The sequence below is a fragment of the Verrucomicrobiia bacterium genome (assembly GCA_036268055.1).
Classification (GTDB): Bacteria; Verrucomicrobiota; Verrucomicrobiia; order Limisphaerales; family Pedosphaeraceae; genus DATAUW01.
Window position 1 is genome coordinate 90,955 of sequence record DATAUW010000027.1, and the last position, 24,544, is coordinate 115,498.

The 24,544-nt window shown below is 55.4% G+C and carries 23 protein-coding genes and 1 tRNA gene; all 24 read right to left on the bottom strand.

Annotated elements, in window-relative coordinates:
- Positions 1-6: 6 nt before the first annotated feature.
- The 24 genes from VH413_16360 to VH413_16475 all read right to left on the bottom strand — a co-directional run bounded on the left by VH413_16360 (position 7) and on the right by VH413_16475 (position 24,524).
- Complete coding sequence (locus VH413_16360; GenBank protein HEX3800270.1) at positions 7-1,869, bottom strand: hypothetical protein; 1,863 nt, start codon at positions 1,867-1,869, stop codon at positions 7-9.
- A 4-nt stretch (positions 1,870-1,873) separates the two neighbouring features.
- On the bottom strand, positions 1,874-2,146 hold the full coding sequence (locus VH413_16365) for a hypothetical protein (GenBank protein HEX3800271.1): 273 nt from the start codon (positions 2,144-2,146) through the stop codon (positions 1,874-1,876).
- Entirely contained in the window at positions 2,136-3,419 is a 1,284-nt protein-coding gene (locus VH413_16370; protein ID HEX3800272.1) for a hypothetical protein, read from the bottom strand. Before VH413_16370 ends, VH413_16365 begins: the two co-directional genes overlap by 11 nt.
- Positions 3,419-3,667 carry a hypothetical protein gene (locus tag VH413_16375; GenBank protein ID HEX3800273.1) on the bottom strand — a complete coding sequence of 83 codons (249 nt, stop codon included), beginning with the start codon at positions 3,665-3,667 and terminating at the stop codon, positions 3,419-3,421. The genes VH413_16370 and VH413_16375 overlap by 1 nt, the downstream gene beginning before the upstream one ends.
- A 19-nt stretch (positions 3,668-3,686) precedes the next feature.
- Complete coding sequence (locus VH413_16380) at positions 3,687-4,427, bottom strand: hypothetical protein (GenBank protein ID HEX3800274.1); 741 nt, start codon at positions 4,425-4,427, stop codon at positions 3,687-3,689.
- 1 nt (position 4,428) lies between these two features.
- A complete protein-coding gene (locus VH413_16385; protein ID HEX3800275.1) occupies positions 4,429-5,658 on the bottom strand; it encodes a hypothetical protein in 1,230 nt (409 codons plus the stop codon).
- A gap of 1 nt (position 5,659) precedes the next feature.
- Entirely contained in the window at positions 5,660-8,656 is a 2,997-nt protein-coding gene (locus VH413_16390) for a hypothetical protein (GenBank protein ID HEX3800276.1), read from the bottom strand.
- Positions 8,656-9,252 (bottom strand): hypothetical protein, encoded by a 597-nt coding sequence (locus VH413_16395; GenBank protein HEX3800277.1) that lies wholly within the window; start codon positions 9,250-9,252, stop codon positions 8,656-8,658. The genes VH413_16390 and VH413_16395 overlap by 1 nt, the downstream gene beginning before the upstream one ends.
- A gap of 4 nt (positions 9,253-9,256) precedes the next feature.
- Positions 9,257-9,565: a hypothetical protein gene (locus tag VH413_16400; protein ID HEX3800278.1), complete on the bottom strand. Its 309-nt coding sequence runs from the start codon at positions 9,563-9,565 to the stop codon at positions 9,257-9,259.
- Between the two features lie 19 nt (positions 9,566-9,584).
- Entirely contained in the window at positions 9,585-9,944 is a 360-nt protein-coding gene (locus VH413_16405; GenBank protein HEX3800279.1) for a hypothetical protein, read from the bottom strand.
- The gene (locus VH413_16410; GenBank protein HEX3800280.1) at positions 9,941-12,400 is read right to left on the bottom strand and encodes a hypothetical protein; all 2,460 of its coding nucleotides are present in this window, start codon (positions 12,398-12,400) and stop codon (positions 9,941-9,943) included. Before VH413_16410 ends, VH413_16405 begins: the two co-directional genes overlap by 4 nt.
- A 41-nt stretch (positions 12,401-12,441) precedes the next feature.
- The gene (locus VH413_16415; GenBank protein ID HEX3800281.1) at positions 12,442-12,831 is read right to left on the bottom strand and encodes a hypothetical protein; all 390 of its coding nucleotides are present in this window, start codon (positions 12,829-12,831) and stop codon (positions 12,442-12,444) included.
- Between the two features lie 18 nt (positions 12,832-12,849).
- Positions 12,850-13,431, bottom strand: coding sequence for a hypothetical protein (locus VH413_16420; protein ID HEX3800282.1), 582 nt, complete (start codon positions 13,429-13,431; stop codon positions 12,850-12,852).
- Between the two features lies 1 nt (position 13,432).
- Positions 13,433-13,729 carry a hypothetical protein gene (locus VH413_16425; protein HEX3800283.1) on the bottom strand — a complete coding sequence of 99 codons (297 nt, stop codon included), beginning with the start codon at positions 13,727-13,729 and terminating at the stop codon, positions 13,433-13,435.
- Between the two features lie 4 nt (positions 13,730-13,733).
- Positions 13,734-13,931: a hypothetical protein gene (locus VH413_16430; protein ID HEX3800284.1), complete on the bottom strand. Its 198-nt coding sequence runs from the start codon at positions 13,929-13,931 to the stop codon at positions 13,734-13,736.
- Positions 13,921-14,145, bottom strand: coding sequence for a hypothetical protein (locus VH413_16435; GenBank protein ID HEX3800285.1), 225 nt, complete (start codon positions 14,143-14,145; stop codon positions 13,921-13,923). The genes VH413_16430 and VH413_16435 overlap by 11 nt, the downstream gene beginning before the upstream one ends.
- A gap of 82 nt (positions 14,146-14,227) precedes the next feature.
- Positions 14,228-14,815, bottom strand: a complete 588-nt coding sequence (locus VH413_16440; protein HEX3800286.1) for a hypothetical protein — start codon at positions 14,813-14,815, stop codon at positions 14,228-14,230.
- Positions 14,816-15,082: 267 nt separating this feature from the next.
- Complete coding sequence (locus VH413_16445; GenBank protein HEX3800287.1) at positions 15,083-16,732, bottom strand: DNA translocase FtsK; 1,650 nt, start codon at positions 16,730-16,732, stop codon at positions 15,083-15,085.
- A 372-nt stretch (positions 16,733-17,104) separates the two neighbouring features.
- Positions 17,105-17,194 (bottom strand) — tRNA-Ser (locus tag VH413_16450).
- Positions 17,195-17,416: 222 nt separating this feature from the next.
- On the bottom strand, positions 17,417-18,664 hold the full coding sequence (locus VH413_16455) for a DUF5009 domain-containing protein (GenBank protein HEX3800288.1): 1,248 nt from the start codon (positions 18,662-18,664) through the stop codon (positions 17,417-17,419).
- A 12-nt stretch (positions 18,665-18,676) separates the two neighbouring features.
- Positions 18,677-20,254: a DUF4832 domain-containing protein gene (locus tag VH413_16460; protein HEX3800289.1), complete on the bottom strand. Its 1,578-nt coding sequence runs from the start codon at positions 20,252-20,254 to the stop codon at positions 18,677-18,679.
- A 139-nt stretch (positions 20,255-20,393) separates the two neighbouring features.
- The gene (locus VH413_16465) at positions 20,394-21,110 is read right to left on the bottom strand and encodes a hypothetical protein (GenBank protein HEX3800290.1); all 717 of its coding nucleotides are present in this window, start codon (positions 21,108-21,110) and stop codon (positions 20,394-20,396) included.
- 28 nt (positions 21,111-21,138) lie between these two features.
- Positions 21,139-23,373, bottom strand: a complete 2,235-nt coding sequence (locus VH413_16470) for a hypothetical protein (GenBank protein HEX3800291.1) — start codon at positions 23,371-23,373, stop codon at positions 21,139-21,141.
- 140 nt (positions 23,374-23,513) lie between these two features.
- On the bottom strand, positions 23,514-24,524 hold the full coding sequence (locus tag VH413_16475) for a LacI family DNA-binding transcriptional regulator (protein ID HEX3800292.1): 1,011 nt from the start codon (positions 24,522-24,524) through the stop codon (positions 23,514-23,516).
- Positions 24,525-24,544 lie beyond the last annotated feature (20 nt).

Consider the following 24,544-nt stretch of genomic DNA (forward strand, 5'->3'; position numbering starts at 1 on the left):
TCCTCCTTACATCACACTTCCCCATTCACCATTCCCGCCCGCACCATCCGCAAATTCCCACTCGGCCATTTGCAGCCACACCAGAAAGCGCACATACGCGTAAATCTGCGCGTAAGCCAAATCCTTCTTCTTCCCGCCTGCGCTGAACTGTTTCGCGCCCTTCGCCGTCAGCGCAAACGTCCCGTCCTGATTCACCGCCACTTGCAAATTCACCAACTGCCCCCGGCCCGCGTCCAGCGTGCGCAACGCCCATTGCTTTTCCTCCGGCCACGCCAATGTCTCTTCCCGCTGCCGTTCGTTATACGGCTTGGGCCAGCTCACCGATTGATACACCACCGCCTCTTGGAAGACATTGTGCATCGCTTCATAAAGCACGTCCTCGCCCGCCAAATGCGGCCACAAACTTTGAATGCCCGGATCTCGCCGCCGATACATCGTGAGGATCTGTTGCACGTTCGGACCGGTGCGTTCCAGGTCCTCGATGCACGCGATCGGCACGCACCGCGTTTTGATCCCATCAATTATCTGCTCTTCCTTGATCATCTCGTCGTTGATCCAGATGCCGCCGCCTTGGGCGTCCATGCAGATCCCGGCGAGACCAAAATGCCGGTGCTGCTTATGGATGAACGCGCTCCACTGGCTCGCCGTCGCGCCGCGCAAACGATAAGCCCACACGAATTCACACAGCCAATCGCTCGCCGTCTTCGATGGCTCTTTGACACCCGGTCGCGGACGCACGCGCAGGATGGCCATCGCGCCGTCGTCCGACTTCGTCCCGCGCGCCGGCGCCGGGTCAATGCCCATGAAATAAAAAGTCAGCGCCTGGCTGATCTCATTGAAACGCGTCAACTTTTCGCGGTTCAAAATCGGCTGCAAATCATTCCGCTCGCCCACCTTCACGCAAGCGCCGACCTTGTCCTCGGAATACCAACCCGTCGTTTCGCGCCGGCGGATGCCCAGGCCCTCCCGCAAAAAATGCGACGGCGTGAATTGCTTGTGCATGCGCGAAATCGCGCCCCAGTCAATGATCTGTTCCTTGAACGGTTTCCCGGTGTGGCTCTTTAAATTCGACGCGTCTTTGAATGAGAACGAAATAATCGCGTACTCGGGATTGCCCGCCGCGATTTCCCGCTCGAACTGCGCCACGCGCGCCTGCGAAGGATGGTTCGTATGTTCCGCCGTCGCGGAAAAAATCACCCGGTTCTTCCACAACAAATGATGCTGGTTAAAATTCGCCTTGCGCAAGCGCCCGAGGATTTGCTGGTTGATGCCGCCGGTCACCGCCCCCGCTTGATTGTAAGTCGTGCTTTCCCCTTTCTTTTTCCCCATCGTCTCCACCTTGGTCCATTCGTCAATGACCACGCCGTTCATCGTCAACCCGGCTTGGCCGATGGCATTCTGCAACCAATTTGGCGCGGGCATCCTCACCACCGATCCATTTTTAAAATGCTGCGAATAACAGGCCGGGCCTTTGCTGTTGTCTTTACCGTCCTTGTCACCCTCAAAATCAGTCTTGCCCAACTGCGCGCGAAAGTATGGGTTCGCCCCCATCCGCGTGTTGTAGTTCGGCCAATAGATGGACTTGCCCGCCTCGAACGTCTGGTAATAAGCGCATAACCATTGCTCCTCGATCAGCATCGCGCGAAGCTGCTGCACCGCCCACAAGCGCAAAGATTTTCCAGTGCCGAAACCCGATTCATCAATCACATTCGGAACCCACCAGAGAATGCGGAACGCCGCCGCCTGAAAGGCATCGAACGTGATGGACAACAAAATCCGCGCTGCCAAAACTGGATCAATCAGGAAATCATCCACCATTGTCGGGGTGATTCTCAACCGCTTCGGCGAACTGGGAACGAGCACATCCATCAATTTAATATTTTCCGAACAACCACTGCCGGCAGATGGTTTGCGCCAGGGATTTCAAATGAATCGCATGCGTGCCCGCCATCAGCGGCGGCCGCTTCAAAACCGCGCCCAGCGCGTGCATTTCCTCCCGCGAAACCTGAATCATAAGCTGCTTTGAACCTTTCGGCGGCTTATCCGCGCACGTTAGAAACAACACCGGTTTCTTTTTCCCCGACCTCTGCATGGGCCCCACGGCTTTGACCTTCAACCCATCCACGTTGACTTTTTTATTTTTCATTTTTTGGCTCCAATAGATCTTCGAAATCGTCCCCCTCACCCGGCATCACGCCGTTTTGCAAATCCACCAGCGGTTCCTTTTGCGCCTCCTGCATCGCGACCACCGCCGCGCGAAAACCCGCATCCAGCTTTTTCAAAATCTTTGGCTTGAATTGGCTGCGGAAATTCGGGTCGTAAAGGTTGTGCATCGCTTCCACGATCGCGATATTCAATCCCATGCGATACCGCGGCGCCGGTGATTGCACGCTCTGTCGCAAAAGAATTTCGACCTCGGTAGCGGTGTTCACGCGGTCCACGAGCTTGCGGTCCCCCGTCGAATAATAATTGCGATGCGCCAGGTTCAGGTCGCTGATCACGCCCCGAAACGATTGGCGGCTTTGGATGGACATTTCCGGGTACATTTCCTGAAGCTCCATCAACTGCTCCTGGAGATTCGTTTCGATCTGTTTCTTCAGGTCGTAAAGCTCGCGAAATTGTTTCGACCCCGGCGAAAGCTTCATCATGTCCGCGCTGAACCGGCGCAGATACAATTCATTCATCAGCGCCTCGCGCGCGAGCGCGCCACCCACTTGCTCCGCCAGCGGCTTGCGCCAACTTTCCAGCCTTGAACAAAACCAATCCCGCTCAATGCGATTGTCTTCCGCTGGCCGGTTGACGGTCTGTTTCGTCTCCGCGTTCCAGCTTGAGACTCTGAACATCTCCTCGCTAAACCCAAAATCCCGCAGCACATTGTCCGCAAAGGCCAGCGCCGGTTGCGGCCCTTCCTCCTTTCTCGTTTCTTCGTTCCCCCCTCCGCACTCCAAACTCCGCATTGCGTTGGACCATATCGCCCGTAAAGCGTCCAGCTCCGCTTGCAATTCTTCCCCCGTGATGCCCATCGTCTCGCCCAATTCCTTGCGCGTATGCGGCCGCAAATCGTCCGGGTGCGCGTCTGGCGAGGGTATCACCGGCCCAATGCCGAATATCCTCCGGCAAATGAGCCAAGGCCGCGAATGCTGCAACCCCAGCTCGTGAAATTCCACCAGCACTTTTGGCAATTCACTCGACGCCGCAATCTGAAACTCCGCCGCAAATAATTCAAACAACTCCACCCGCCAGGGAATTCTTTCTCCTAACGGTGTATATTCGAGAATGGGCGGCAGGGCGGCGCGGACTGCCTTCGCCTTTTCCTCGTCGGTCAGGTGCAGTGATGGCGGAAGATGCGTCACTCCACTTCCCAACTCCCCGCTCAGCAGGTCAGCCGACTCCTCCCCGCTCTTTTTTTTATTTTTCATTATGATTTTAATCGGACTACAAGTATCCCGTTTGAAACGCCCACAACTCGCCCATTTGAGAATTCAACCTGGGTCGGATTTTGTTCCTTATCGGCTGTGTAGTTTCTGCTTTGCGCTGTGGCAGTATCAAATGCCAATTCTGCAAGCGCTTTGCGCTTGTCTTCCCAAGGCACGTCGGATGTGTCGGGATCGTAAAACCTACCTGCTCGGTTCCACCATTCTTCAAATGCTGCTTCATTGTTACTCATTTTTTCCTTCAATTTGATTTCATACGCTAGCCCTCTGCATCGCAAACACCCCGGAAAAGTTTGCGAGAATTTGTTCCGCCGTTTTCGGCACCGCGGGATTTTCCCGGTTCATCGCCAGCCACAAATAGAATTCCCGCATCTCCTCTTCCGTCCGCGATTCCACCGCCGCCGCCGCGTCCGCGATCAACCCCGGCGTGTAACTCGTCCCGCTGCGCGATGGCAGCTTCAGCGCATAATCAATCGTCTTGATCACCGTATGCAGCCGGATAATCTTCGGCTGCTCGATGACCGTTCCATTTTCGCGCCGATAAATCTCCGCCGGCAACAGGCTCGCCTGTTGATGCGCCTCGTGGGAAATGCGATGCCGGTTGCGCGAGAGCGCGCTCGCCATCGCCCCCTTCTCCTCGCGCGACCGAAAGTCGGAAGCCAGGTTCGCATTGAGCCGCGCAAACGATTCGCACAGATACCCGTTGCCTTCGGCCTCCTTTTTAAGCCAGCCCGATTCCTCCAGGAGTTTCACCGCCTCAAGGTCTCCGAACCACGTCAGGCAACTATTCCCAAACAAAATCACGCCGGGACGGTTAAGCCATCCGGCGCGGTTCGTCGTCTGCGCATGATACGCCAGTTCCCGATATAGCCGCACGACCATCGCCAGCGCAACAACCGAACCGTCATTTTTATTCCGCGCGCTATCAATCGCATGATTGAGCAAGCGAAACTCCGGCAAGCTCTCCAAATCCGCAGTTATTTTGATTTCCATATTAGGGTAGAATGTTCACCTGATAACCGAGCCCGCACAAAAACGGCTGATCGAAAGGGTAAGGCGAATCATAGGCGGGCGGCGTCCATTCCGAAGCCGGGTTCAAATCTATGACCTGGCCAAATTTGGAAACCCCTTGAGACACAATCGTCGAGTTACGCGGCAGCGTGTCAGACCCAATGTCAACCCTCGTTACCGTATATTTCACTCCGGCCGTCAGAAACAAAACCTGTGTGCGCGCGCCAAACCATCTCCCTTGGGCCGTCTCATTCACGCCGCCAAACTGGTTTTCTCCCAACAGGCCGGCATTGGGAAAGCTAAAGCCGTAGGCGTCCGCCCCAAAAGAAGGTCCTTGCCCGCCGCCGCCAGGAATTATTTTTCCGTCCCACTGGGAAAAATCTATCGTGGTCAGGTCCACATCTTCTATTCCAGCCACCTCACTGCCATCGCCATCCCCCCAACGATTCAGGTTCAGTTGGGTGGATTGCTGCCAAAGCAATGTGGTGAAATCGAACTTTGTGAGCGCCGCAATCAGTGGATCACTCAGGATACTCAGCGGAATTTCATCGCTGTTCTCCACGAGAATATCAAAGGTGACATCGCCCGGCCCCAATGGGTCTAATGCGAGATTGCCGTCAGGAGGGTTATGGATATTTGGCGAATTGGGATCCCAAAAAGTATGAACCACTGTCGCGGTTTTCGTGGTCGTATTCGCCCGGAAAAAACCCCCGCCTTCGGTTAATCCCTGTGCCGCCTCATCCTCCCCGGCGGAATTTTGCGCGCCGTCCGTGATGGTCCACGTGGTGACCGGCGGCGCCGTGATCGTGTTGGCCGTAAAATCGAATATGAGGAAATCAACACCAGGAATTTCCATGTCCGCTTTGGGCACGTTCGTGGCTGAATCGAATTGATAGGCATTCGTGGCCGGAAGCGCATGCGTGTAAGCCACCGTTCCCGCCGGCAACTCATAATAAATTTTCCCCTGCGAATTATTATTCGTGATGCTTCGTTTTCCCCAGACTTTGTATAGTTCAGCCTGCGACTGCGTTCCCGTGCCATCATTGAAGGATTGAAAGCCAACCGAGCCGCCAAACCCATACACCGTCCGCGCCAGGATCCTCACGTCGGGAATGGCCTTGTTCCGGTCCATATTCAAGTCGGTCTCAAAATCGGAGGTTCCCGGATCATCCGCCGAATCGAAATCGCCTGTATCGTAAACCGGTGGGTTCATATCAGGGTGTGGATTGGTCTTTCTTGTTCGCCCAGGCCCGGCCATCAGCCCGCGCCTGCCAGCCAACTCCCGGAATCCCCGTCGAGCCGCCGATGAGGTCCGCTATGATAATGGAGCCGAGGTTGTTTTCATTGGGCGAAGCCAGCCACGGCGGCGAAATGCGCTGATAATATTGAAGACCTTGCCCCTCCACTTGAGCCGCCCGCGAATCCCAACTGTTTTGAAATGTTTGATATTTGTATAACCACGTGACCGGCCCCGACCCGGCGTCAATCGTCTTGCTCGCAATGGATCCTCGCAACGCCGGCGGCTTCGCGATCTTGGTATTGGTGCGGACGTCGCCCGAAACCATTTGCGCCGTGATGAAATCCTTGTCCGAACTCACGTAGTAAAATTTCTGCACCGTAACCGCGGGCGTTCCCGCGCCGCCCACGCCCAAGTCCACTTCCACCAGCGTCACAGCGCTTCCCGCGATGTCCTGCCGCACAATCCCGACCGGCGTCGTTCCATTTTTCACGAGACAGTTATTGCTCGTTGAACCGTCGCTCAATCCCACCGGATCGCCATTGTTCACCGGCCCCTGCACCAGCGCGAGCGCGCGACCGGTGCTCTGCACGCGAAATGGCTTCGCTCCGTTTTCCGCGTCGCGAACGGTCACGCCCATAAAAATATTGTGCGCGGCCTGCACGAGCGCAGGCGGCACGGGAACTGTATTGGTATTCGGAGTTCCCGGCATCGTTTGGGCCCGCCGCAATACCGTTCCCACCGGCAAGGTGGCGTTCAACACCGGAACCAGCCACGTGAGCGTCAGCGGCTGGTCATTGCCCAACTGCCCCGCGATCAAATCGCTCAACGCCTTGCGGATGCCCGGCAACTGGCGGAACGCCGAGGCGAGCTTGCGCGCGTACTCCGCCTGAATCCGCAACTCCGCCTGCCCGGGAAAAAGACTGTTTGATTGCGTCTTGCGGTCGAGTTCGCGCTCCGGCTCGAATGTGTCGCGCGTCCGCTCGTTGGTCAGGTCCACCACTTCAAACGTGCCACCCTTCGGACTCGTCTCGATTTGAACGCGGTCCGTCAGGCTGCTCAAGGGCGTGCCAAAGGAATTGATCGCCGTCCGCGGATCGTAAATCAGTCTCAAGCCGCCCTCGCTGTAAATGTATTGCCGGAGCAACAGATTCGTCGCGATGACGCTGGCCTTGGTGAAGGCGCTCGTGCCGTCCGCATAAGGCACTTCCGTGTAACCGTCGCTCGAAACCACCGCCTCCAAATTCAACCCGCCAACATTTTCCACGCTGTCTTTGCTCACATCGGGATACGTGCCCTGGATATACGAAAACCGTTCCGCCTCGAAGGTCAGCGTGGCATTTACCGGCGGCACGGAAAGCGTGGCCTGCGCATTGATGACATTGTATCCATTGACCGCCACGATCAGGTTTTCCGAAAGGATCACCGGTTCGTCAAAAATGATGAACCGCACTTCCTCGCCCGAATCGTCAATCTGAAACGGAACATGCTGCCACACCGCGCTCGCGTTCTTGAAAAAGTTCAAACTGAACTGCGAACTCGAGATGCTCTTGAACAAATCCGCCCCCACCATGTAACCCTTGGCAATGGCGAAACCATTGCCGTCGCTCGGCGTGGTCACGTCAAAATTCATCAACCCCGACGTCGGGTCGTTTTGAAACACTTTGCACAGCAGTTTGTCCGCGATGTCCAGGGATGGCAGCGGCACTTGCAACCCCAGCCCCAGCGGAGCGCCTCCCCCATTCGGCACCGAATTATTCGCGAGCACCGCATTGTAAAAGGTGAAACTGTCCGCCGGCCGGAACGCTCGCCACAACAGCGTGGAAATGTAAAGCGCCGCCGGCATATCCATGCGGAACCTCGCCGCGAATTTGCGCCCATCCACGAACTGCGCGCCGTCCTGGGAAGTCGCATTCCGCAAATCCACATACTGCTGCACCGTCATCGAGAGCGCCGCCGCCGTCGCCAGTTGTCGCCCGATATAACCCTCGGGATCATTCGGCGTTTGATCGTAAGTCGCCGCCGTCAACGGATTGGTGGCACGGTGATAAATGTCATCCGCAAATTGCTCGAATACCAAAAATTGTTCCCACCCGCTCGCCCAGTCCGCCTGCATCGGCACGCCCATGACCTGATATAAATTCCGGTCGCCCAGTATGCGCACGTTCGTTGGATGCCCGCTCAACGCAAACCCGCTCCGCCGATTGTCTGAATTTTCCGGGAAGTCTATCGTCACACCATAACCCTTGCGCGTAAATGTGAGCACGTAGGGCAACTCCGGCGAACTGGCCAATCCCATCACACAGCCCGACCGCTCGGAAAAATCGCTCATCACCGCGTCCAGCCGCTTCCCGTTGAGACAGTCGTAATCGTAAATGGGAAAATTAAACACCCCCTCGGGAAACAATCCCAACCCCGTCAGGTCCCAAGCCCACGGCGACCCCACCGTTCCGCCCACGACTCCGCCCAACAGACCGAACGCTTTATAGCCCAGGATCGCGTTGATGATTTCCCACGCTTCCAATGGAGAGTTGGTATAGGTCCAGGTCAGCGTATTAAAATCGGCCGGGTAAACATGCTTATAGCGTTTGATGCGCCTGCCATTGACCAGGATCACGTCCGGCTTGTTGAACGCGCAATACGTGTAATCCCACTGCAAAAACTCCCGCAGGTCTTTAAACTGGAGCGTCCGAATCAATCCCTCCGCGCTCCCTTGGTTCTCCACGTCGCTGATGCACACCCCGGCAAAAAAATGCGCGCCGATGGTCATCGTCAACAGCGCGCCCGTCGCCACCACCCAATTTGCGGTCGGCGCGATATACACAATCGTCGCCGTGCCCGGCTGCGTTCCCCAGGAAAACGAACCCGCCAGCGATTGCGTCACAAACTGCGCCGGGGATTGCGCGGTCGCGCCCGGAAACATCCGCGGCTGAGTCGCAATCTGCACCTGAACCGATATATTTTTAGTGCTCATTAGTTTCTGAATTTTTCGATCAACACCCCAATGCGTTCGCTGAATTTCTGGATTTCCGCCAGCACGGCCGCCGCCTCTTCCTGCGTTTCCGGCTCATTGATCTGTTCGTAAAGCTCATACCAGCGCGCCAATTCAAGCTGCCATTCCAGTATCTGCTCGCCGTAATCGGTTTCCGCCTTCGGCACCGGCCGCCCTTCCTCGGTGAACAACGCCCAAAGGTTTTTCAATTCCGGCGATTTCCGAATCATCCCCAGCGCTTTTTGCAGGGTTTTCTGTATCGCCTGCGCCGATACACCTTCCCGCCGGGCTATTTCTTCCGTGGACATCTTCGCCACCGCATCGGTCGGGTCGTAGCAACGCTTTGCCGCTTTGGCTCGATGCGGACGGTAGGAGGCTCCCATTGGCCGTTTCGCGCAGGCTTGAAGCTTCGAGTCGCCCAACTCTCGCGACTTGCGATGCCGCGTCTTGGAATCGCGGTTGTTTTCCACCAAACAACGGGGGCAAAAGAGACGCCGTTTCCGCCCGCGCAGATAATCAAACGGCTCTCCGCATTTATCGCAGATGCCCGTCGTCAGTTGTTTGGCTGGTTCGCTCACTGTTCTATGTGGAATGTTGCACGTGCAACTTCCGGGTCCGCCGAATTTTTCGCGCCACGTCAATCCTTCGCCGCGTTGGCCCCGTTAATAAATTTCCCCGCTCGTCCCAGCCGAGCGTTTCCAAAATCGCCGGCCACGTCTTGGGAAACTGCCGCTTGAAAAATGCCACGATCCTGGGCCGCGACTTCCCGCCCCGATGCGGCTTGTTGTTGAAAATTTCCGTCAGCCGCGAGCGATTGATCACAATCTCCCTCGCCACCGTTTCAATCGTCCACAACGGCGACACGCCATCCACTCGCTTCGGCTCATGCAAGAGCCATTGAAATTTTGGGTTAAGCACCGCGACGCTCCTCTCTCCGCGCTTTCAGCGCCGGTTCGGCCGGGTTCAATGTCCGCGCAACTTTTTCCATGATGCCCCCGCGCCAATTCGCCGCCTTCATCATCGTCAATGCTTCCCGCAAAACCTGCTCCACTTCCGTCACCCGATCGCGCAACCGCTTGGCCTGTTCATCATTCAAATTTTTTAACTGGCGTTCCTTGTCATGGATGCCATCCCACAACCGCATGCGCTCCTCGAAGAATTCTGACCTGCTCGTGGCCTTCACGAGTTGTCCCCACAGCCATTGGTTTTCATCGGCGTCAGATTTGAACGTCGGATAACTTTTCGGCTTCGTTGGCAAAGGTGTTTTCATCGCTCTTCCTTCTCCGTATGTTTCGTCAGCCAATTCACAATTTCGTACAGCGGCCCCAGGCGCGGGTCCGCTTCGTCCGGATGTTCCAGCCAATAGTCGTATTCCTCCATGCCCACGGGCTGATAACCCATTGCGTGCGAATCCAACTCAAAGCCCCAACACTTGATTGCCGGTCCCTTGCCGCCCTCCGGTCCAAATCGTTTGGTGAACTTCCCCTCGATCCAACCCGGGCTCTTGCTCAACTGGTCACGCAAATCTTTTCGCTGAAGCGTGATTTGGCCGCGCAGTTTCACCAAAAACATTTGGAGCTGCGCCGTGGTCGAATCCGGATCGAGAAATATTTTATAAGACCACCAACCCGAACGTCCGCCGTGCCCCACCTGGTCTGGGTTTCCTGGCGCATGTTCCTTGCGCTCCTTCTCCAACCGGAAACAGGACGCATCAATCTCCCCGGCTTTCACCGCCGTCATTAGATCCGTCCAGAAAATATTGATGTTCGTTTCGCTGGTGACATCCGCCGCGCTGGCTTTCGCGTGCTCGACCATCGCCGCCGCAAACGCTCCGATTTCCTTTTCCGTGTGCGAGTTCAGCATCGTCGCCACCGAGCGCCACGCCGCATAGCAAACTCCATGCACAAATTTGTCCCGGTTATTAACGCCCGGCAGCGGCGCGGTCGTGTCCCAATCCTCCAGGTTTTTCATCACCAGCCGCACGAATTCTTCCCGCCGTTCCAACAGCATGCGGCTCAGCAAAAATAATTTCCCTTTGTGCGCTTGAAACCAGTCGCGATGGTCCGCCAGCCGTTTGTCTTTGCTCACCTGCACATGCGGATAACGCGACCGCATCGCCGCGTCCGAACTCGTGCTTTCGCCGCAGACCAAAAAATTCGTTTGGATCACCCGCTGCACTCCGTCCGGCGTCCACTTCACCGGCGGCAAACGGTTGTACGCATCGCGCAAAACCGCTTCGACTGCCTCATGGATTTTCCCCGCCCGAAATTCGTCGCACAGCAGCGGCAAATTGGAATAATTTTCCGTCTCTTGCATCAGCCCCACCGCCGAGGCTTTCATCAGGCCGATGCCTCCCTGCTCCAAATCCAGTCCTTCAATATTCATCAGCCACCCGGCCAGCATCGTTTTGCCGCTGCTCATTTGACCGTGCAGCCACAACCCGGGAAATGCGCGCTCTTTTTTGAAAATTTCCGGCGCGGCCTTGTACGAAAATATCGAGCCCAGCACCAGCCAGCCTTCATAACCGCCAACGGTATTGTAAAAGATGTCGCACACTTCCCGGAAAAATCCGCGCATCAAAACCACTTCCGAAGGCGGGGCTTGGTTCTTTTTTGCCGGATCTATTTTCGTTCCCACAAAGCCGTCCGGCGTGCGCAATGCTCCGGTCACCGTCAGGTGCGGTTTCATCTTCGGCTTGCCCTGCTGGAATGAACTCTCGCGCCCTTTGCGGTTCAGAAAATATCCCTGCCCGTCATACCAATAGATGCCGTCCTTATCATCCGGCAAAAGCACTTTCCCATCCGCATACGCGCAGTCCTCGCAAAACCAAATGCCCGTCTCGATTTTCACCGCGTCGGGCGTCTTCGCGTTTTTCACCACCGGCCGCCGCTTCTCCACCGGAACCCACCCGCAAGAATCCACTTGGTTGATGATCCGCCACGCGTTGCCGTGCGTATAATCCTGATGCAACTTTTGCAGCGCGACTTGATTGCCAAACCACGCGAAATTTCCACACCCCAGACACCACTCGCGAAACCGCTCCGGCGAGGCGAACGCTTTTTTATCCAGCATGTACGTCCCCTCATGCAACGGTCCCTGGCTGACTTCACCCAAAATATTCCGCAACCGCACGAGCCGCTGCACTTCGCCATTGGACTTGCGCAACAGGAACAGGCATTGAATTTCAAAATCGCTCACCGGTTCCGGTGAACCATCGAGCAATAATTCCATAAACCATTTGCGGTCCCACTGCTTCGCATCGCGGAAAATTTTCACCTGTTGCTTGCACCAGACGTAATCTTCCTTCTGGTCCCTCGGCGACATCTCGCGCCGGACATAATACGCGCCGGCATTTTGCGGGTCTTGCGGCAACACCGCTTCCCATTTGCCGATTTCTTCACGCGCGCGCCAGCAATGTTCCCATTCCCGGTCCTCCGCCAGTTTTTTTAATTTGGCGATCACCTTGCGCTCCTTATCTCCGCCGCACGGCAGCTTAGGTTCGTAAAGCTTGCGTTCCACTTCGTCGCAGATGAATTTTTCGTCTTCATCCTTGAACAAAGTTTGCTGGCCCAATTCGTACGGCACCAGCGACCGCTCCAACGCCTCAAAGAAATCATCGTATAAATCCGCGCCCAGCGCAGACCCCAGCACGAACGCCGGCGGCGGCCCTCCCTCGGGCTCGCGTTGCGGCGGCGTCTGGCCCAGACTTGATGATTCGTCTGCCACGTTGTTGCTATCTCATTCAAAAGCCATGCGACTCGGTTTGCTCAAATCGTTTCAAATTCCTCCGGCGCCGACCGCACCGAATATAGTTTCGGCGAATATCGGTGGAAGGCGAACAACTGCTTCTCGGTTACATCAAATGCAGCCTTGTGATTCCCATGAGGCTCAAAGAAAAGCACCCCATACCAGGGCGTCGAAACAATGTCGCCAGTGGCCCCGAACCCGCATTCTTGGCGCGGTGCGCCTATGTAGATTGCCTCTCCGATAAATACCTGCGGTTGTTCAGGCCCGAAAAAACAATCCACACACCGCACCGTCTCCTGGTCCGCCCCCAGGTCGAGGTTGAGACGGCCCAAAGGCCGCCTCAACCCGCAACAGGCGCAGAAGTCCACGAGACCCGTTTCACCGAATGCTGTTTCACTTACTGTCGCCATAATGTTTCAACCGCGTTGCTATCTGTCTTTGGTGATGCCGAAAGCGCGGTCCAATGCCCGCAATGCGCGCGCGCGAATTTTCGCGCCATCCGGCCCTTCCGGCGCTTGCCAGTCGTACTTAGCGCCCGCCGCCATCACGATCCGGATCCCGCGCTCGCCCAATTCCTCGTAATGTCCGATGTTGGAAACCACGATGCGAATGCCCCCTTCAAGCAGAATGCCCTCGCCCGCTTCCATCCCCCGCCGCCCAAGCTGTGCCGTGTTTGAGTAATGCTGATGCTGCTGTTGCTGCTGTTGGGCCTGCGGTTGCTCCAGGCGCTCTTTCATCAACGCCGGCAACTGCTCAATATGGGTAATATCAGGAAACAACTCTTTGAGTTCGCCGACCACCTTCGCGTTATAGTTAGCGCGCTCAATGTTATCCGCTTCGATTTTTCCCGAGGAACAGTCACAAACCTTGCCGCTTGCTCCCGGCGTCGGAATGAGTCCCGTATCCGAACACTTCTGACATTTGAACGGCGAGGCTGTCGCTCCCGTTCCCGTCGCTGCATCCGCTGGCGTCGCCGCCGTCTCGGTTGCTGTTTTCGTTTCTTTTGCCATTTTATTTTGCCTTTTTTGTTGATGTTGTGGTTTTGGATTGGGTGAGAAATGTTTCATAAGCCCTTTTGCGGTCAAAACATTCGACCGCCGAAACGGCCAACCCCGCGACTTTGATTAAGTATTGCCGCCGTTCCAGCGGCGTGGCTGATTCCGCCCGTTCGTTGTGGTCCACGATGAATAAATGCCAATCCTTTTGGGTATGACGGTCATCGTGTCTAAAATCGTGCGGACCGCGGCCGTATTTTTGCCGACCGTGATTTTGTTCCGCCTGAATTTCCTGCGCGATTTTTCGGTTCATAAAATTATTTTGCGTGGAGCGTCATCTCGGTTAGAATTGACCTGATCTGCTTGAGCGCCACCTTCGCATTCAATTTTCCCGACCGCTCCAGGCCTGACACACTCGCGATCGCGCCTAGATAATATTCCGGCTTGTGTACGATCGGCGGGTTCGCCGCCGCCCGGTCACTCACCGCCGCTGCTGGAGAATTTTCATTGTTCATGGTCATCGCTTTCGTTCGTCAAATCGGCTTTCGCGCTGTTGTGAAATTGCGCCATCGCCTTCTCGCTATTTTCTTTGGCAAAATCTTCCGACGCGTAATGCGCCTTGCACCGTTCGCAATCGAATCCCTTGTGATGCTCAAGCGTCTCTGCCTGATCCAGCGTCAGCGGCAGCCCGCAATCCGGGCACGATTCATGGAACTTTTTGGGATTCACGATTGGAATTGAAGGTGCCGGGGCCGGCCACCAAGCCACATGACGCCAGTCATGCTGACGCTCCCGGCACCTTCAAATGGTTTTAGCTCGTCGCCTCCGTCGTTGCTGGCGCGGGAGTTGGCGCCGTCTCTGGGGACGCCACCTCGTCAGGTTTGGGCTTTGCCAATTCCAAATCGGATTCTGAAAACACCAGTTTGTGCAACTGGTGATCCGAATCGAAATATGCGCACTGAACGCGCCCGTCATCCCAGAAGCCATCCACAACCATTCGCCGGTCAGCATTTGAATAACCGGACACGACGTCGCCGATTTTGAATTTTCTGACTGGCCCGCTTGCACTCGACGCTGATGCGGCGGATGCGACTGGACCAGCACATGCGTTTTCCCGTTCGGTTGGCGGCGGCGTTCCTGCAAGAAGAACTGCGTTAATCATCAACCCACCGATAGCTCCCTGTGCGTATCCGAGGTCAATTCCCAAATGACCACACCCTTTGGCATAGACACCGGTAGTGCTTCCATCGGCCCAAGGAGTATCCGGAATCAGTGTGTTGGCATCGCAGACCTGGGCAACCAAGTCTTTAACAGCCACAGGAACTTCAACCATTCTTTGAACCGCAGCTTTTACTTCCGTCGGTTTTCCGGTCCATTCAAAACACCAGCTTGTATTCATCCAATTTTCCTTTTTGTTTTTCTGCCAGGGTTCATCCCCGCGAAATTTTATTTAAATGCGAATTGAAAATTTCCACTCCGGCCCGGAGTGCGGCTCAAACCCGACAGCCGCGCTTCCAGTTGCGGAACGCTCAGCGTCTCGAGATAACGCCGGTGCGCTTCCACATTTGGCATCACGCCGCTTGCGGAAATAATTTCTCGGATCAGCCGCGTCCCATCTGCGGATGTTGTTTCTCTCGTCCTCTCCCCACCCCAAAATGTCATAGCGTCATGCCGCCTTCTTCCAGGATTTTTCGTTGAGTTGCGCCGCCCGACCGTCCCAATCCGCCTTGCCCTGCGCATTCCGCCACGCGTTCGGGAGGATGCAAACCTCCGCCCGGATATGAAGTTTCCGCGCCAGGTCCGTCGCCAGATAGCGCGCCCAGATGATCGAATCAAAACGGTTGTCCCGTTCCTTTTTGTACGAAGCCAATTTCGGATCGCCTTTCTCCTCGTTGTCGAATCCCACGATCACATGCCGGCAATGCACCTGCATCAACCAGTCGTCGAGCACCTGCCGGCATTCGTAATTTTTCGCGAAGGAAATTCCCGGCAGCGCGCACACGCCCATCGGTTCCTTGCGCCCCATCGCCATAATCCGCCACAAAATCGCCGCCTTGAATTCCCCCTCCGTGATCACCACCTTCGGAAAAAATTCCGGTTGTGTTTCCGAGCCCACCGGCCGCGGAAAGTAAACCTGCGATGTCCCCACCAGCGTCCCGCTTCGACCCATGCCCTTGTGCGGCCGCAGCGAAAGCAATTCCCCGCGCTCATTGAAGTACGGAATCAGAATCGGCTCGCACCAGCCCCACAAGTTGCCCTCATCATCCTTCCACTCGCCCCGCCCCGGCGATTCATCCGGTTTCAATTTCCGAATCCGCCCCGCGCCATAAAACTGGCCGTTGGGCCGCCGGTCCTTTTTCGCGCGGCGATCCTCCGGCAGCCAAATCCCCGCCGCCAGGCAATCCTGAAAACCAAACTCCTGCTCGATGGCGATCAACAAATCCCGGTTCGACTTCGGATTCGACCGGAACCGCAGCCCGCGCGATGCCGCCGTATCCAATGCCCGTTTCTTGAAAAGCATTTCCTCGTCGCGAAACAAAAACGGCGCCCGCTCAAACAGTGCCTTGAGCGAACGCCGTCCGTCATGAGTGGGCACGATGATGGCCGGACCAGTTCCCGGCCCAGCCGTGGCCGCGGGGCCGGGGATTGTTGAAGACGCGGCGGCCGGATTGGCGCCACTGGCGACCACCGCGCTTGGGTTAGTTACGGGAGAAGAAACAGGAGCAGGCAAATTCAAGATCCGCCGCGGCTCCCCCGCCACCGCCGGCCCGATATACCCGCGCGCCTGGAGATCGTCTAATAGACGATTAGCCCGGCTTTGCCCGATCTGGAATTTCTGTTTAAGGCGAACCGCACTCGCGCGCTTTTCCTCGCGAATCAGTTCAACCGTTTGGGCGATCAGCTTTTCCCACTCGCGTTTTTCCTCCTGTTCAAATTCCTCACGAGAAACAATGACACCGGCCATCAGCGGTTGCTGCTCAAGTTCCGCCGACTCGGCAGGTTCATCCGGCAATTTTTCATCGGCGGGGGGATGCGGCGTATCCAACTCTGCCGAGGGGCAGGAACCATCTGCAGCAACCATAGGCGCACCCTCCCCGCCAAATTCTTGAACGTCATTTGCGAGCGCAGGAACAGCCGGAGCAGAATTATCCGCAACGTCTTCATGGACCGCATCCGCCTTGCTCTCCGCTGGCAGCGCGGGGGGACTCTTCAAAGTCGTGCGCTCCTTCCAAACACCGGCCTGCTTCAAATACTCAACAAACGCATCCTTGATATTCAGGTTCGCGACATACCCGATATACTTGACCGCCGGCATCGCCTGAGCGCCCGTCGGACAAGATGTGCTCTGACACTTAAACATCTTGATCCCGGACCCATCCGCGACAAACACCCCCGCCTTGCTCTTTTTGTGGCAAAACGGGCAGGTAAAACACTTCCAATTCCCGTTTTGGGGAGCATGGCCATATTGCTCCATGACCCGTTCGAGCCCCATGCGCGAGTCCGCCTCCTTCAGCGCCGCGTCATTATCAAAAGGCGCGTTATCCGGGTTAATAACCCCTCCCTGATAACGCGTTACAAGGCCATGAGAACCGTCGGAAAGGTGTTAGAAGAACCACTATCACCCCGCGAAAACCAGCAAGGAAGGTACACTCAGGGTACAGTGAAGATGTAACCCATTGATTAGCAATGGCGGAGAGAGAGGGATTCGAACCCTCGGAAGGATTACTCCTTCACAGGTTTAGCAAACCTGCGCTTTAGGCCACTCAGCCATCTCTCCAGACCAATGTTTAGCCCTGTTTTAAAGGACAAAACCCACCTTTGCCAGCCACGCAGAAAGTGGAGGCTTGATGTTTGCCGGACGTTTGCCAATCCAAACGGGCAAACTATATGGCGCGTATCAAGCGCGAACAAGGACGGTAACTGAGTCCGCCAAAACTTCAAGGCTGAAAAAGAAGCCTTCGCCAAAAAAGCGGAATTCGCATTTGTGACCGGAAGCAATTCAAATCCGGAGAAATATTTTTCGGCGATACATCCAAAACAAAATCAGCCACATAACCAGCAGCACAAAAATACCTCGCACCAGAGGTTCAAAAGCTTCACCCATTAGCTTGAAGATGTTTCCGCCAAGGTGCGTAGTGAAACTGCCCACGATAAAGTCTTCGAGCAGATGAGCCATGCAATAAGCCGCGATGGAGTTCATGCCGACCACGACGAGTGGAAAGGCCCAACGCTTCCAACCTTTCAGATCCACCAACGCGTAAAATCCAGCCATCAAAACCAGACACCAGCCTCCGCTAAAAAGTGTCCAGCTTGGCGTCCAGATGCGTTTCACCACTGGACAAATTCCCAACCAGCCAAAAACAAGACCGGCCACCAATCCAACCACGCCGGCTATTGCCAGCCATTTTACTTTGTCCCAGGGCAAACGCGCACTGCGGATAATATTGCCGGCCGTCAGCCCAAGAATCATCGTCGCCAGCGTCGGTATAAAACTCAGTGTGCAGTAGCCGCCTTCGTTATTGGCGAACATGTGCTTGCGCGGAAACAGATTCAGGAACCATCGGTCAAATGCCCAAGCCAGGTTTGCGTTCTTGTTCCAATGCGCGGCAAAGCCCGCGAGGTTGGATTGCCAATCTTGCGAGACACCAGCCATCTTCCAGTCGAAATCTGCTCCCGGAAGCGGGTAAAGCGCAAAGGCCAGCCAGTAACCGAACAACAGAATCGCAAACGCCAGCCATTGCACGCGGGCGGATCGTTCCGCCAGCAAATAGAGAAATCCGTAGCCAAGACCGATCTGTGTCAAAGTATCCTCGAAGGTCCAATAGGTTTGTGTCCGCCCCATTGACCGCAGAAATACTCCGAGCAGAATGAGGATGAGCGCGCGCCAAAATGCGTGCATCGTCCGGGCGAATTGCGGCTGACCATTGGCAACCCGTCGGGCGATAGAAAACGGCAAGGCGACTCCCACCAGAAATGAAAACGACGGCTGGATCAGATCATGCAGCGAACAGCCCACCCATTCGACATGCGATTGATGATGGCAAAGAAATTTCCAAAAGGCACTGCCCGCATTATTCGTGGAGACCTGGCAAAAATCCAAAACCTCACCCATCATCAACAGCATGACGAACCCTCGATACGCATCTATCGAACCCAGACGCGGCGCGGAACTGCGAGCCGGGCTCGATGCCGGATGATTGCTCGGCAATTCAGCAATACTCGCAGCGGATGGATTGATTTGTGACATGCGAAATTCCAGTTATTCGCGGTGACCCGCAATGGACGAAAATCCAAGCACGGGAATCTCACCGCCGCTGGACAAAGCCTTCGCTGGAGCGCCACTGATTCTCAATGTCTGATGCAACCGATGATAACCACTTTCTTTTTCCCATACGTCACCGAGGATTGCGCCTGCGCTCGAAACCGCATTTGAGTTCGCCAAGCGAATAGCGTAGGCAGGATTGGCATAAAGTGACGGCGCCGGATCGGGCAAATTCAGGAGCAACTCATAGTCGCCCTTGGGCATCGCCGCCGGCAATGAAAGGCGGGCGCGCAAAATATAATTTGTTCCCGGCAGCCAGTGGCGCGCGTCCACGTCACGTGACAATTCGGCGTAATACTTTTTTCCATCGCCGCCGCGCAAAATCAATTCGATACCGCGTGGATTGAACGGCGCGGCGAAACCGGTATTTCGCAATTCCAGCGTTAGGGGAATCACCTGCCCCGGCTGCGCTTCCGCGCGAAATATTCCCGTGACCAATTCCAGCCGGTAACCAAGCCGCCGCTTGATTTCTTCCATACAGCCGTGTTCCACCCATTTGTCGTCTACGACGGCATTGTAATCCTCGTTCAAAAATGAATAGTGTGAAATTGCCATGTCGGAATCCGCGATGCCGCCCGCAGAAGCGCAATCGGACGCAGGTGAATTCAGCGCGCACGTCTCACCGCCCATCGGCACGTAGCGCGTATCCTGCGCGAGGTAATTTCTCAGATTGGCGGTGTCCTGCGGTGAATTCTTCGTTCCATAATCCAGACTGACAAAAGTGCCTTTGTCCGTGGAATCCGCGAGATAGCAATCGTTGTGAAATCCAATCCGCGACGCGTCGCTGCCGGTGAAGGCGTCCCGCGCATCGAGCGTCGGCGAACTGGTTGCCGCCGCCGGGCCATAGAAAAATTTTTGTTTTATCTGCGGCGTGCGAACTTGAATCATCCGCTCCGCGGGAAGAGCCTTGAGCAGCGCTTTGAGAACGTCCGCGCGGTCAATCCAGTTTTGCGCCCGCGCCAGGCCGTTCGAGTAAAAATTATCACTGTAGTAGCCCTCACCCCACGCGCCGATGAAGCCTTCCTGCAAGACGGCGATCACGTCGCTATTCTTCTTCAACAACGGCGCCAGTTGCGCGATGTGGCCGAGGATGCGTTCTTTGGCCGGTTCATGAAACGGGCGCACGTGATCCCGGTTATAGGCAAAACGAACGATGGCTTTGTCTCCCTGCGCGCGAACGGAATCCAAATCCGTCTGAATGGATTCAAGATAATTGGAACTGATCGGCGCGTTGACAAAAGTATCGAGATAAAACATCCGCAGGAAGAGGGAGATTTTTGCGTTATAAGTGTTGCCGGGAGAGTTTTTGCCGTTGATGCGCGCGCCCGCCAAATTGAGCGGCACATGGGAAGGCTTACTCGCGTGGCTGTATTCTTCAAGGTAAAAACCGCGTTCAGGATTCGCAAAATCCTCAGTGGATACAGTGTAATAATTAGTCACCAACACTTGAGCGCGGGCGGAATTTTGTTCGCTACAAACGACCCACGCAAATAAAAGTAATAAGGGAATTTTCATCAATATTCCTTCACCAGTTTGTTCACTTGCTTTTCCGTTCGACGGTTTCGACGAGTTTGAATTGATATGTCCGTTGCCAAAAAGTTCCGCTCCGCGGAATCGCCATGCCCGCTACTAAAAAAATGTTGGGTCTTCTTGGTCATCGGTTTTGAATCGCTGGCGAATTCTTAAAAATCATCGCGCCCCATTCGTGCTGGCGATGGAAATCCAGTTTCGCATGCGGCGATGTCGAGGAAATAACCGGCTCGCTAGCGCCGCGCGTGTAATCGTAACGGCCAAATGAAAACATCCACGTTGCGTTTTCGACCAGAGCCTTGGTTCCGCCGACCGCCGCCGTAGGAATTTCGGCATAAATTTGCCAGCGGTTCAGTTCGGGTTCGATCCACGTCATGGAATAAAACGCTTCTCCGGGAACAAAAAATTCCTCCAGCTTGCCGGTGCGGCGCGCCCACTCGGCGGCCTCATCATCCGGGTAACACAACTGCAGTCGGTGATTATTCGGCGTCACGTGAAACTCGGCATAACTCCGGCTTTCCGAGGCGCGCAGGAACATCTCAAAGACATCTCCCAATTCCCACGTCCGCGGGTTTAATTTCGTCGCCGCGTTGAAAATATCCGTGTCCATCAGCTCCGCAAAAACCACTAATGAATTTTCGAGCCAGCCGATGCGGACAACTCCGGGCAAAAATCCCGGCTCTTCCTGTTCCCGCCAAGCCTGGCGAAATCGGCACGCGGTTGCGGACGTAAAGGCCGCTCGCACGCTCCGCAAATTCGCGCGATCAAACAATGGCAACCGCTCGCACGAAATCGCCGGCGCAAGCATGTCCTTGGTCGCGATTGATTTTTGATTATCCATTTTTAAAATTTTTGCGGTTGCGCCGGATTCATTGAGCGAGTCGAAAAAATTGCCGACCGCTCCCCACTTGGATCACATAGGGACTGATTGCATTGCTTAGGCTCATCCACGGGCCGGCCGGCGACGAAACGGAATATTGCAGTGTGCCCGGGCCGGTCCAAATGACATTGAAGACATTGTTCGTTTGTGTGAAAAAAATGGTTCCCAGTTGCGGCGGAGAAATCGTGTACAGGATGCCCGTTTCCACGGCGACTTCCGGCCCCCGATTGTCCTGCAACAGCAATCGCATGGCGCTCGTGCCGAAAACTCTTTTGTTATCGGGATAAAGCGTGGACAACGAAACCTGAAATTCAAATTCCTTCGCGCTGGTAGATGGCGCCACCGCCCAGCCCAAACCAGAAACCGACCCGGCATTGAAACTTCCATTGCGTTGATCGTAACCAAAGCCGGTCTCGATCATCATCTCGGAACCGAACGAAGCGCCGGCCACGGCGTAGCCGGTTGCGGTGTTCATGTCCGTGTCAAAAAAGAGATGTGAATAAAAATCCGTGAACAGCGCGTACGGCGAGGCGAGCTTGATGTGGCCGTAAAGGTTCTGGCTATCGTTGGCGAACTGGACTTGCAAATAATTTACCGGATTGCCGTCGGGTGCGCCCTGGTACGCCCACGGAATATTTGTCCAATCGGCAAACGAGCCATCTATCGTAATTTTTTTATAGGTGCTGAGAGTATTCGTTCCCGCGACGACGGTGATGGAAACGAGGTTGGTGTCCTCATGCGCGGGCGAGCAACCATCCTCCGCCCGAACGGCAAACGAATACGTCATGCCATCGGTCAATCCACCAACCGTGAAACCATAAGGATAACTGCCCGGACCGGTTCCCAAATAATAGTTGGCGGGAATTTGTGAAGCGACGTGGGAAATTTTGGTGGCGGTCGCAAAATTAACCGTGCCGCCAGTCGAATAATAAATGTTATAATATACTGGATCGGTTTGGTCGCGGGCCACATCCCAATAGACTGTCGCGATACCGCGGCCTGCGATTACTCTCTGCACACCGGCGCGCGGGGATGGTTGCGTCGCCCCCTGCGCCGCGGTGCTGTCCCAAACGGGCGGTTGCGTATCCTGATTGGTCGCCAGCCATCCGGCGGCATTCGTGTTGAAGGATGAGTCGAGCGATGGAACCGTCCGATACAACGGCCATCCCTGAATGCCCATGCTCTCAACGTAGTCTTGATTGACGAGGGCGGCGGATTGGGGCGGCGTTTGATCGTAATCCACCACGAACAGGCTGAACCCGTCGGGACGCCCGGCTTCAGCATTTAACTTGGGAGCGAAATCATATTTGTTTTCGGCGAACGAACTCGAAATGTTCGTGGTGGTTTCCGTGTAATAACTTTCAAACATGACCATGTCCACGTACGGCCTCGGATTGTATGGATAGGTCTTCAGGTTTGAATCATAGAAAAAAAGGCCGCGATTGGCCATGAGCAGCTTGGTCGGATAGTTTGTGTGAATGCGCTGAATGAGCACTTGCATGCCGGGAGCAGTCCATTCGTAGGGTGTGCCAAAAGTATCCGGCGCGGCGGTGTCCAGGGTATCGAGAAAAACGCCGTCGCAATTAAGCGCGGTCCCGTTGGTCGTAGTTAGAATCTCGTCAAGGCCCGACTGGCCGCTGGTGGCTTTATTCATGGTCTTGATCACCATCCACCAGGCAGGCGCGCCGGCATTCACATAGTAACTGCCAAAATTAGAATTCTCATCCGGCTTGCCGGTCTGGTTGCTTTTTGAGTTGAGATAATACGACGCGTAGTTCGTGCCGCCAGATGACGGCAATCCAATGACATTCGTGATGCCGGAAAGCGGCAGGCTATCGGATGCCCTTGGGTCAACACGCGGACCCAGTCCATCACCGGCGACCGGCGCGCCGTTTCGATCATCTTCACCAATGGACAGGTAAGCCAGGACCAGCACGTCGTCACTCGTGCCGGCGATATTGTCCTTGCCGCGGCGGATGGTGGCGATCTGATTGGACGTTATGTTGCTCGCCGGATGCAGGATCACCATGCGATAATTGGTGCGCGCATAATCCACCTGGCTGGCATTCCAATTGCCGTAATAAATCAAATAAGGTGTGGTGGTGTTTAGTCTCAACGCTGGACCACGGCCGCCAAATGCACTCGCGATGGAAACTACCAGCATCAAGCACACGCTGAAGATCGCCGCCACCCTGCCCTGCCCGCGTTGAATGATTTCGGCCACTATTTTACTGCATTTTTGCTTCGCTATGCCTTCGCCAGTTTAGGCGACTTTACCATCCGTTCTTGTTCTGTCAACAATCATTTATCACATGATAATTTGGGTATATACGAGTTTTGACCCATGCGGTCAAAAAGAGACTGTTAAAGGGAAACGGAGGCCGCGCCGCGATTTTCGCGGACCGAGGAATTACGAATAACCAGCTTGGGTTTCAACTTGGTCTTCTGCGTCTTCGTCGTGGACTGGTCCATTCTCTGAATCAAAAACTGCCACGCCGTGGCGCACATCGCGGCGACCGGTTGCACCAAAGTAGTCAATGGACATTCCAGATATTCGGTGTCCTGAATGCCGTCGCAACCCACCAGCGCGATTTCTTCCGGCACTTTTATTTTCATATCGCACAGGCCGCGATAGATTCCCAGCGCCACGTCGTCAGAGTGGCAAAAAATCGCGTCCGGGCGGCCGTTCTCGCGGATGTAATCCTGAATCAACTGCCGCGCGATGGTGCGCTGCTGTTCCGTGAGCGGATAATAAATGAATTCCGGTTTTAACTTGGCCTGGCGCATCGCCTTGACATAACCGAGACGCCGGACGGCGCGCGAAGAATCCTCTCGCACGAAGGTCGCATGGGCGATGCGGCGGAATCCCGAGCCGATCAAATGCTCCATCACTTCCAGAGCGCCCGCGTATAGATCCACCTGCACGGCATCGGAATTCTCACAACAATCCGCGCCCATGCTGATGATTGGAACCCGGGCCGCCGTGGGTGATTTGCGATAAATGTCCGCCTGATCGGGAGCATCCACCACGAAAATTCCATCCATCGGAACGTGGGACAACATCTGTTGTTCTTCGGCAATGCTGACTTCACTGACGATCAATTCATGCCGGGCAGTTTTCACCAGGCGATTCAGCTCTCGCGCTACATGAGTGTAATGAGTGGAAATCTGATCCGGTATCCACAAGCCGATGATCCCGCTTTTACCCTTTCTCAAGGCGCGGGCATAAGGATTCGGGCGATAACCCATCGCCTGGGCGGCCGCCAAAATGCGCTCACGCGATTCCTGGGAAATTTGCGGATAGCCTGACAGGGCAAATGTGACCAGTTGGCGCGACACTCCGAGTTTTCGGGCGATTTGTGCCTGAGTTACCATAGTGCCTGATATTGTAACCA

Coding starts and splice junctions, on each gene's coding strand:
- VH413_16360 (HEX3800270.1), bottom strand. CDS start 1,869: ATGGATGTGCTCGTTCCCAGTTCGCCGAAGCGGTTGAGAATCACCCCG.
- VH413_16365 (HEX3800271.1), bottom strand. CDS start 2,146: ATGAAAAATAAAAAAGTCAACGTGGATGGGTTGAAGGTCAAAGCCGTG.
- VH413_16370 (HEX3800272.1), bottom strand. CDS start 3,419: ATGAAAAATAAAAAAAAGAGCGGGGAGGAGTCGGCTGACCTGCTGAGC.
- VH413_16375 (HEX3800273.1), bottom strand. CDS start 3,667: ATGAGTAACAATGAAGCAGCATTTGAAGAATGGTGGAACCGAGCAGGT.
- VH413_16380 (HEX3800274.1), bottom strand. CDS start 4,427: ATGGAAATCAAAATAACTGCGGATTTGGAGAGCTTGCCGGAGTTTCGC.
- VH413_16385 (HEX3800275.1), bottom strand. CDS start 5,658: ATGAACCCACCGGTTTACGATACAGGCGATTTCGATTCGGCGGATGAT.
- VH413_16390 (HEX3800276.1), bottom strand. CDS start 8,656: ATGAGCACTAAAAATATATCGGTTCAGGTGCAGATTGCGACTCAGCCG.
- VH413_16405 (HEX3800279.1), bottom strand. CDS start 9,944: ATGAAAACACCTTTGCCAACGAAGCCGAAAAGTTATCCGACGTTCAAA.
- VH413_16415 (HEX3800281.1), bottom strand. CDS start 12,831: ATGGCGACAGTAAGTGAAACAGCATTCGGTGAAACGGGTCTCGTGGAC.
- VH413_16420 (HEX3800282.1), bottom strand. CDS start 13,431: ATGGCAAAAGAAACGAAAACAGCAACCGAGACGGCGGCGACGCCAGCG.
- VH413_16425 (HEX3800283.1), bottom strand. CDS start 13,729: ATGAACCGAAAAATCGCGCAGGAAATTCAGGCGGAACAAAATCACGGT.
- VH413_16430 (HEX3800284.1), bottom strand. CDS start 13,931: ATGAACAATGAAAATTCTCCAGCAGCGGCGGTGAGTGACCGGGCGGCG.
- VH413_16440 (HEX3800286.1), bottom strand. CDS start 14,815: ATGAATACAAGCTGGTGTTTTGAATGGACCGGAAAACCGACGGAAGTA.
- VH413_16445 (HEX3800287.1), bottom strand. CDS start 16,732: ATGCCGGCGGTCAAGTATATCGGGTATGTCGCGAACCTGAATATCAAG.
- VH413_16455 (HEX3800288.1), bottom strand. CDS start 18,664: ATGTCACAAATCAATCCATCCGCTGCGAGTATTGCTGAATTGCCGAGC.
- VH413_16460 (HEX3800289.1), bottom strand. CDS start 20,254: ATGAAAATTCCCTTATTACTTTTATTTGCGTGGGTCGTTTGTAGCGAA.
- VH413_16465 (HEX3800290.1), bottom strand. CDS start 21,110: ATGGATAATCAAAAATCAATCGCGACCAAGGACATGCTTGCGCCGGCG.
- VH413_16475 (HEX3800292.1), bottom strand. CDS start 24,524: ATGGTAACTCAGGCACAAATCGCCCGAAAACTCGGAGTGTCGCGCCAA.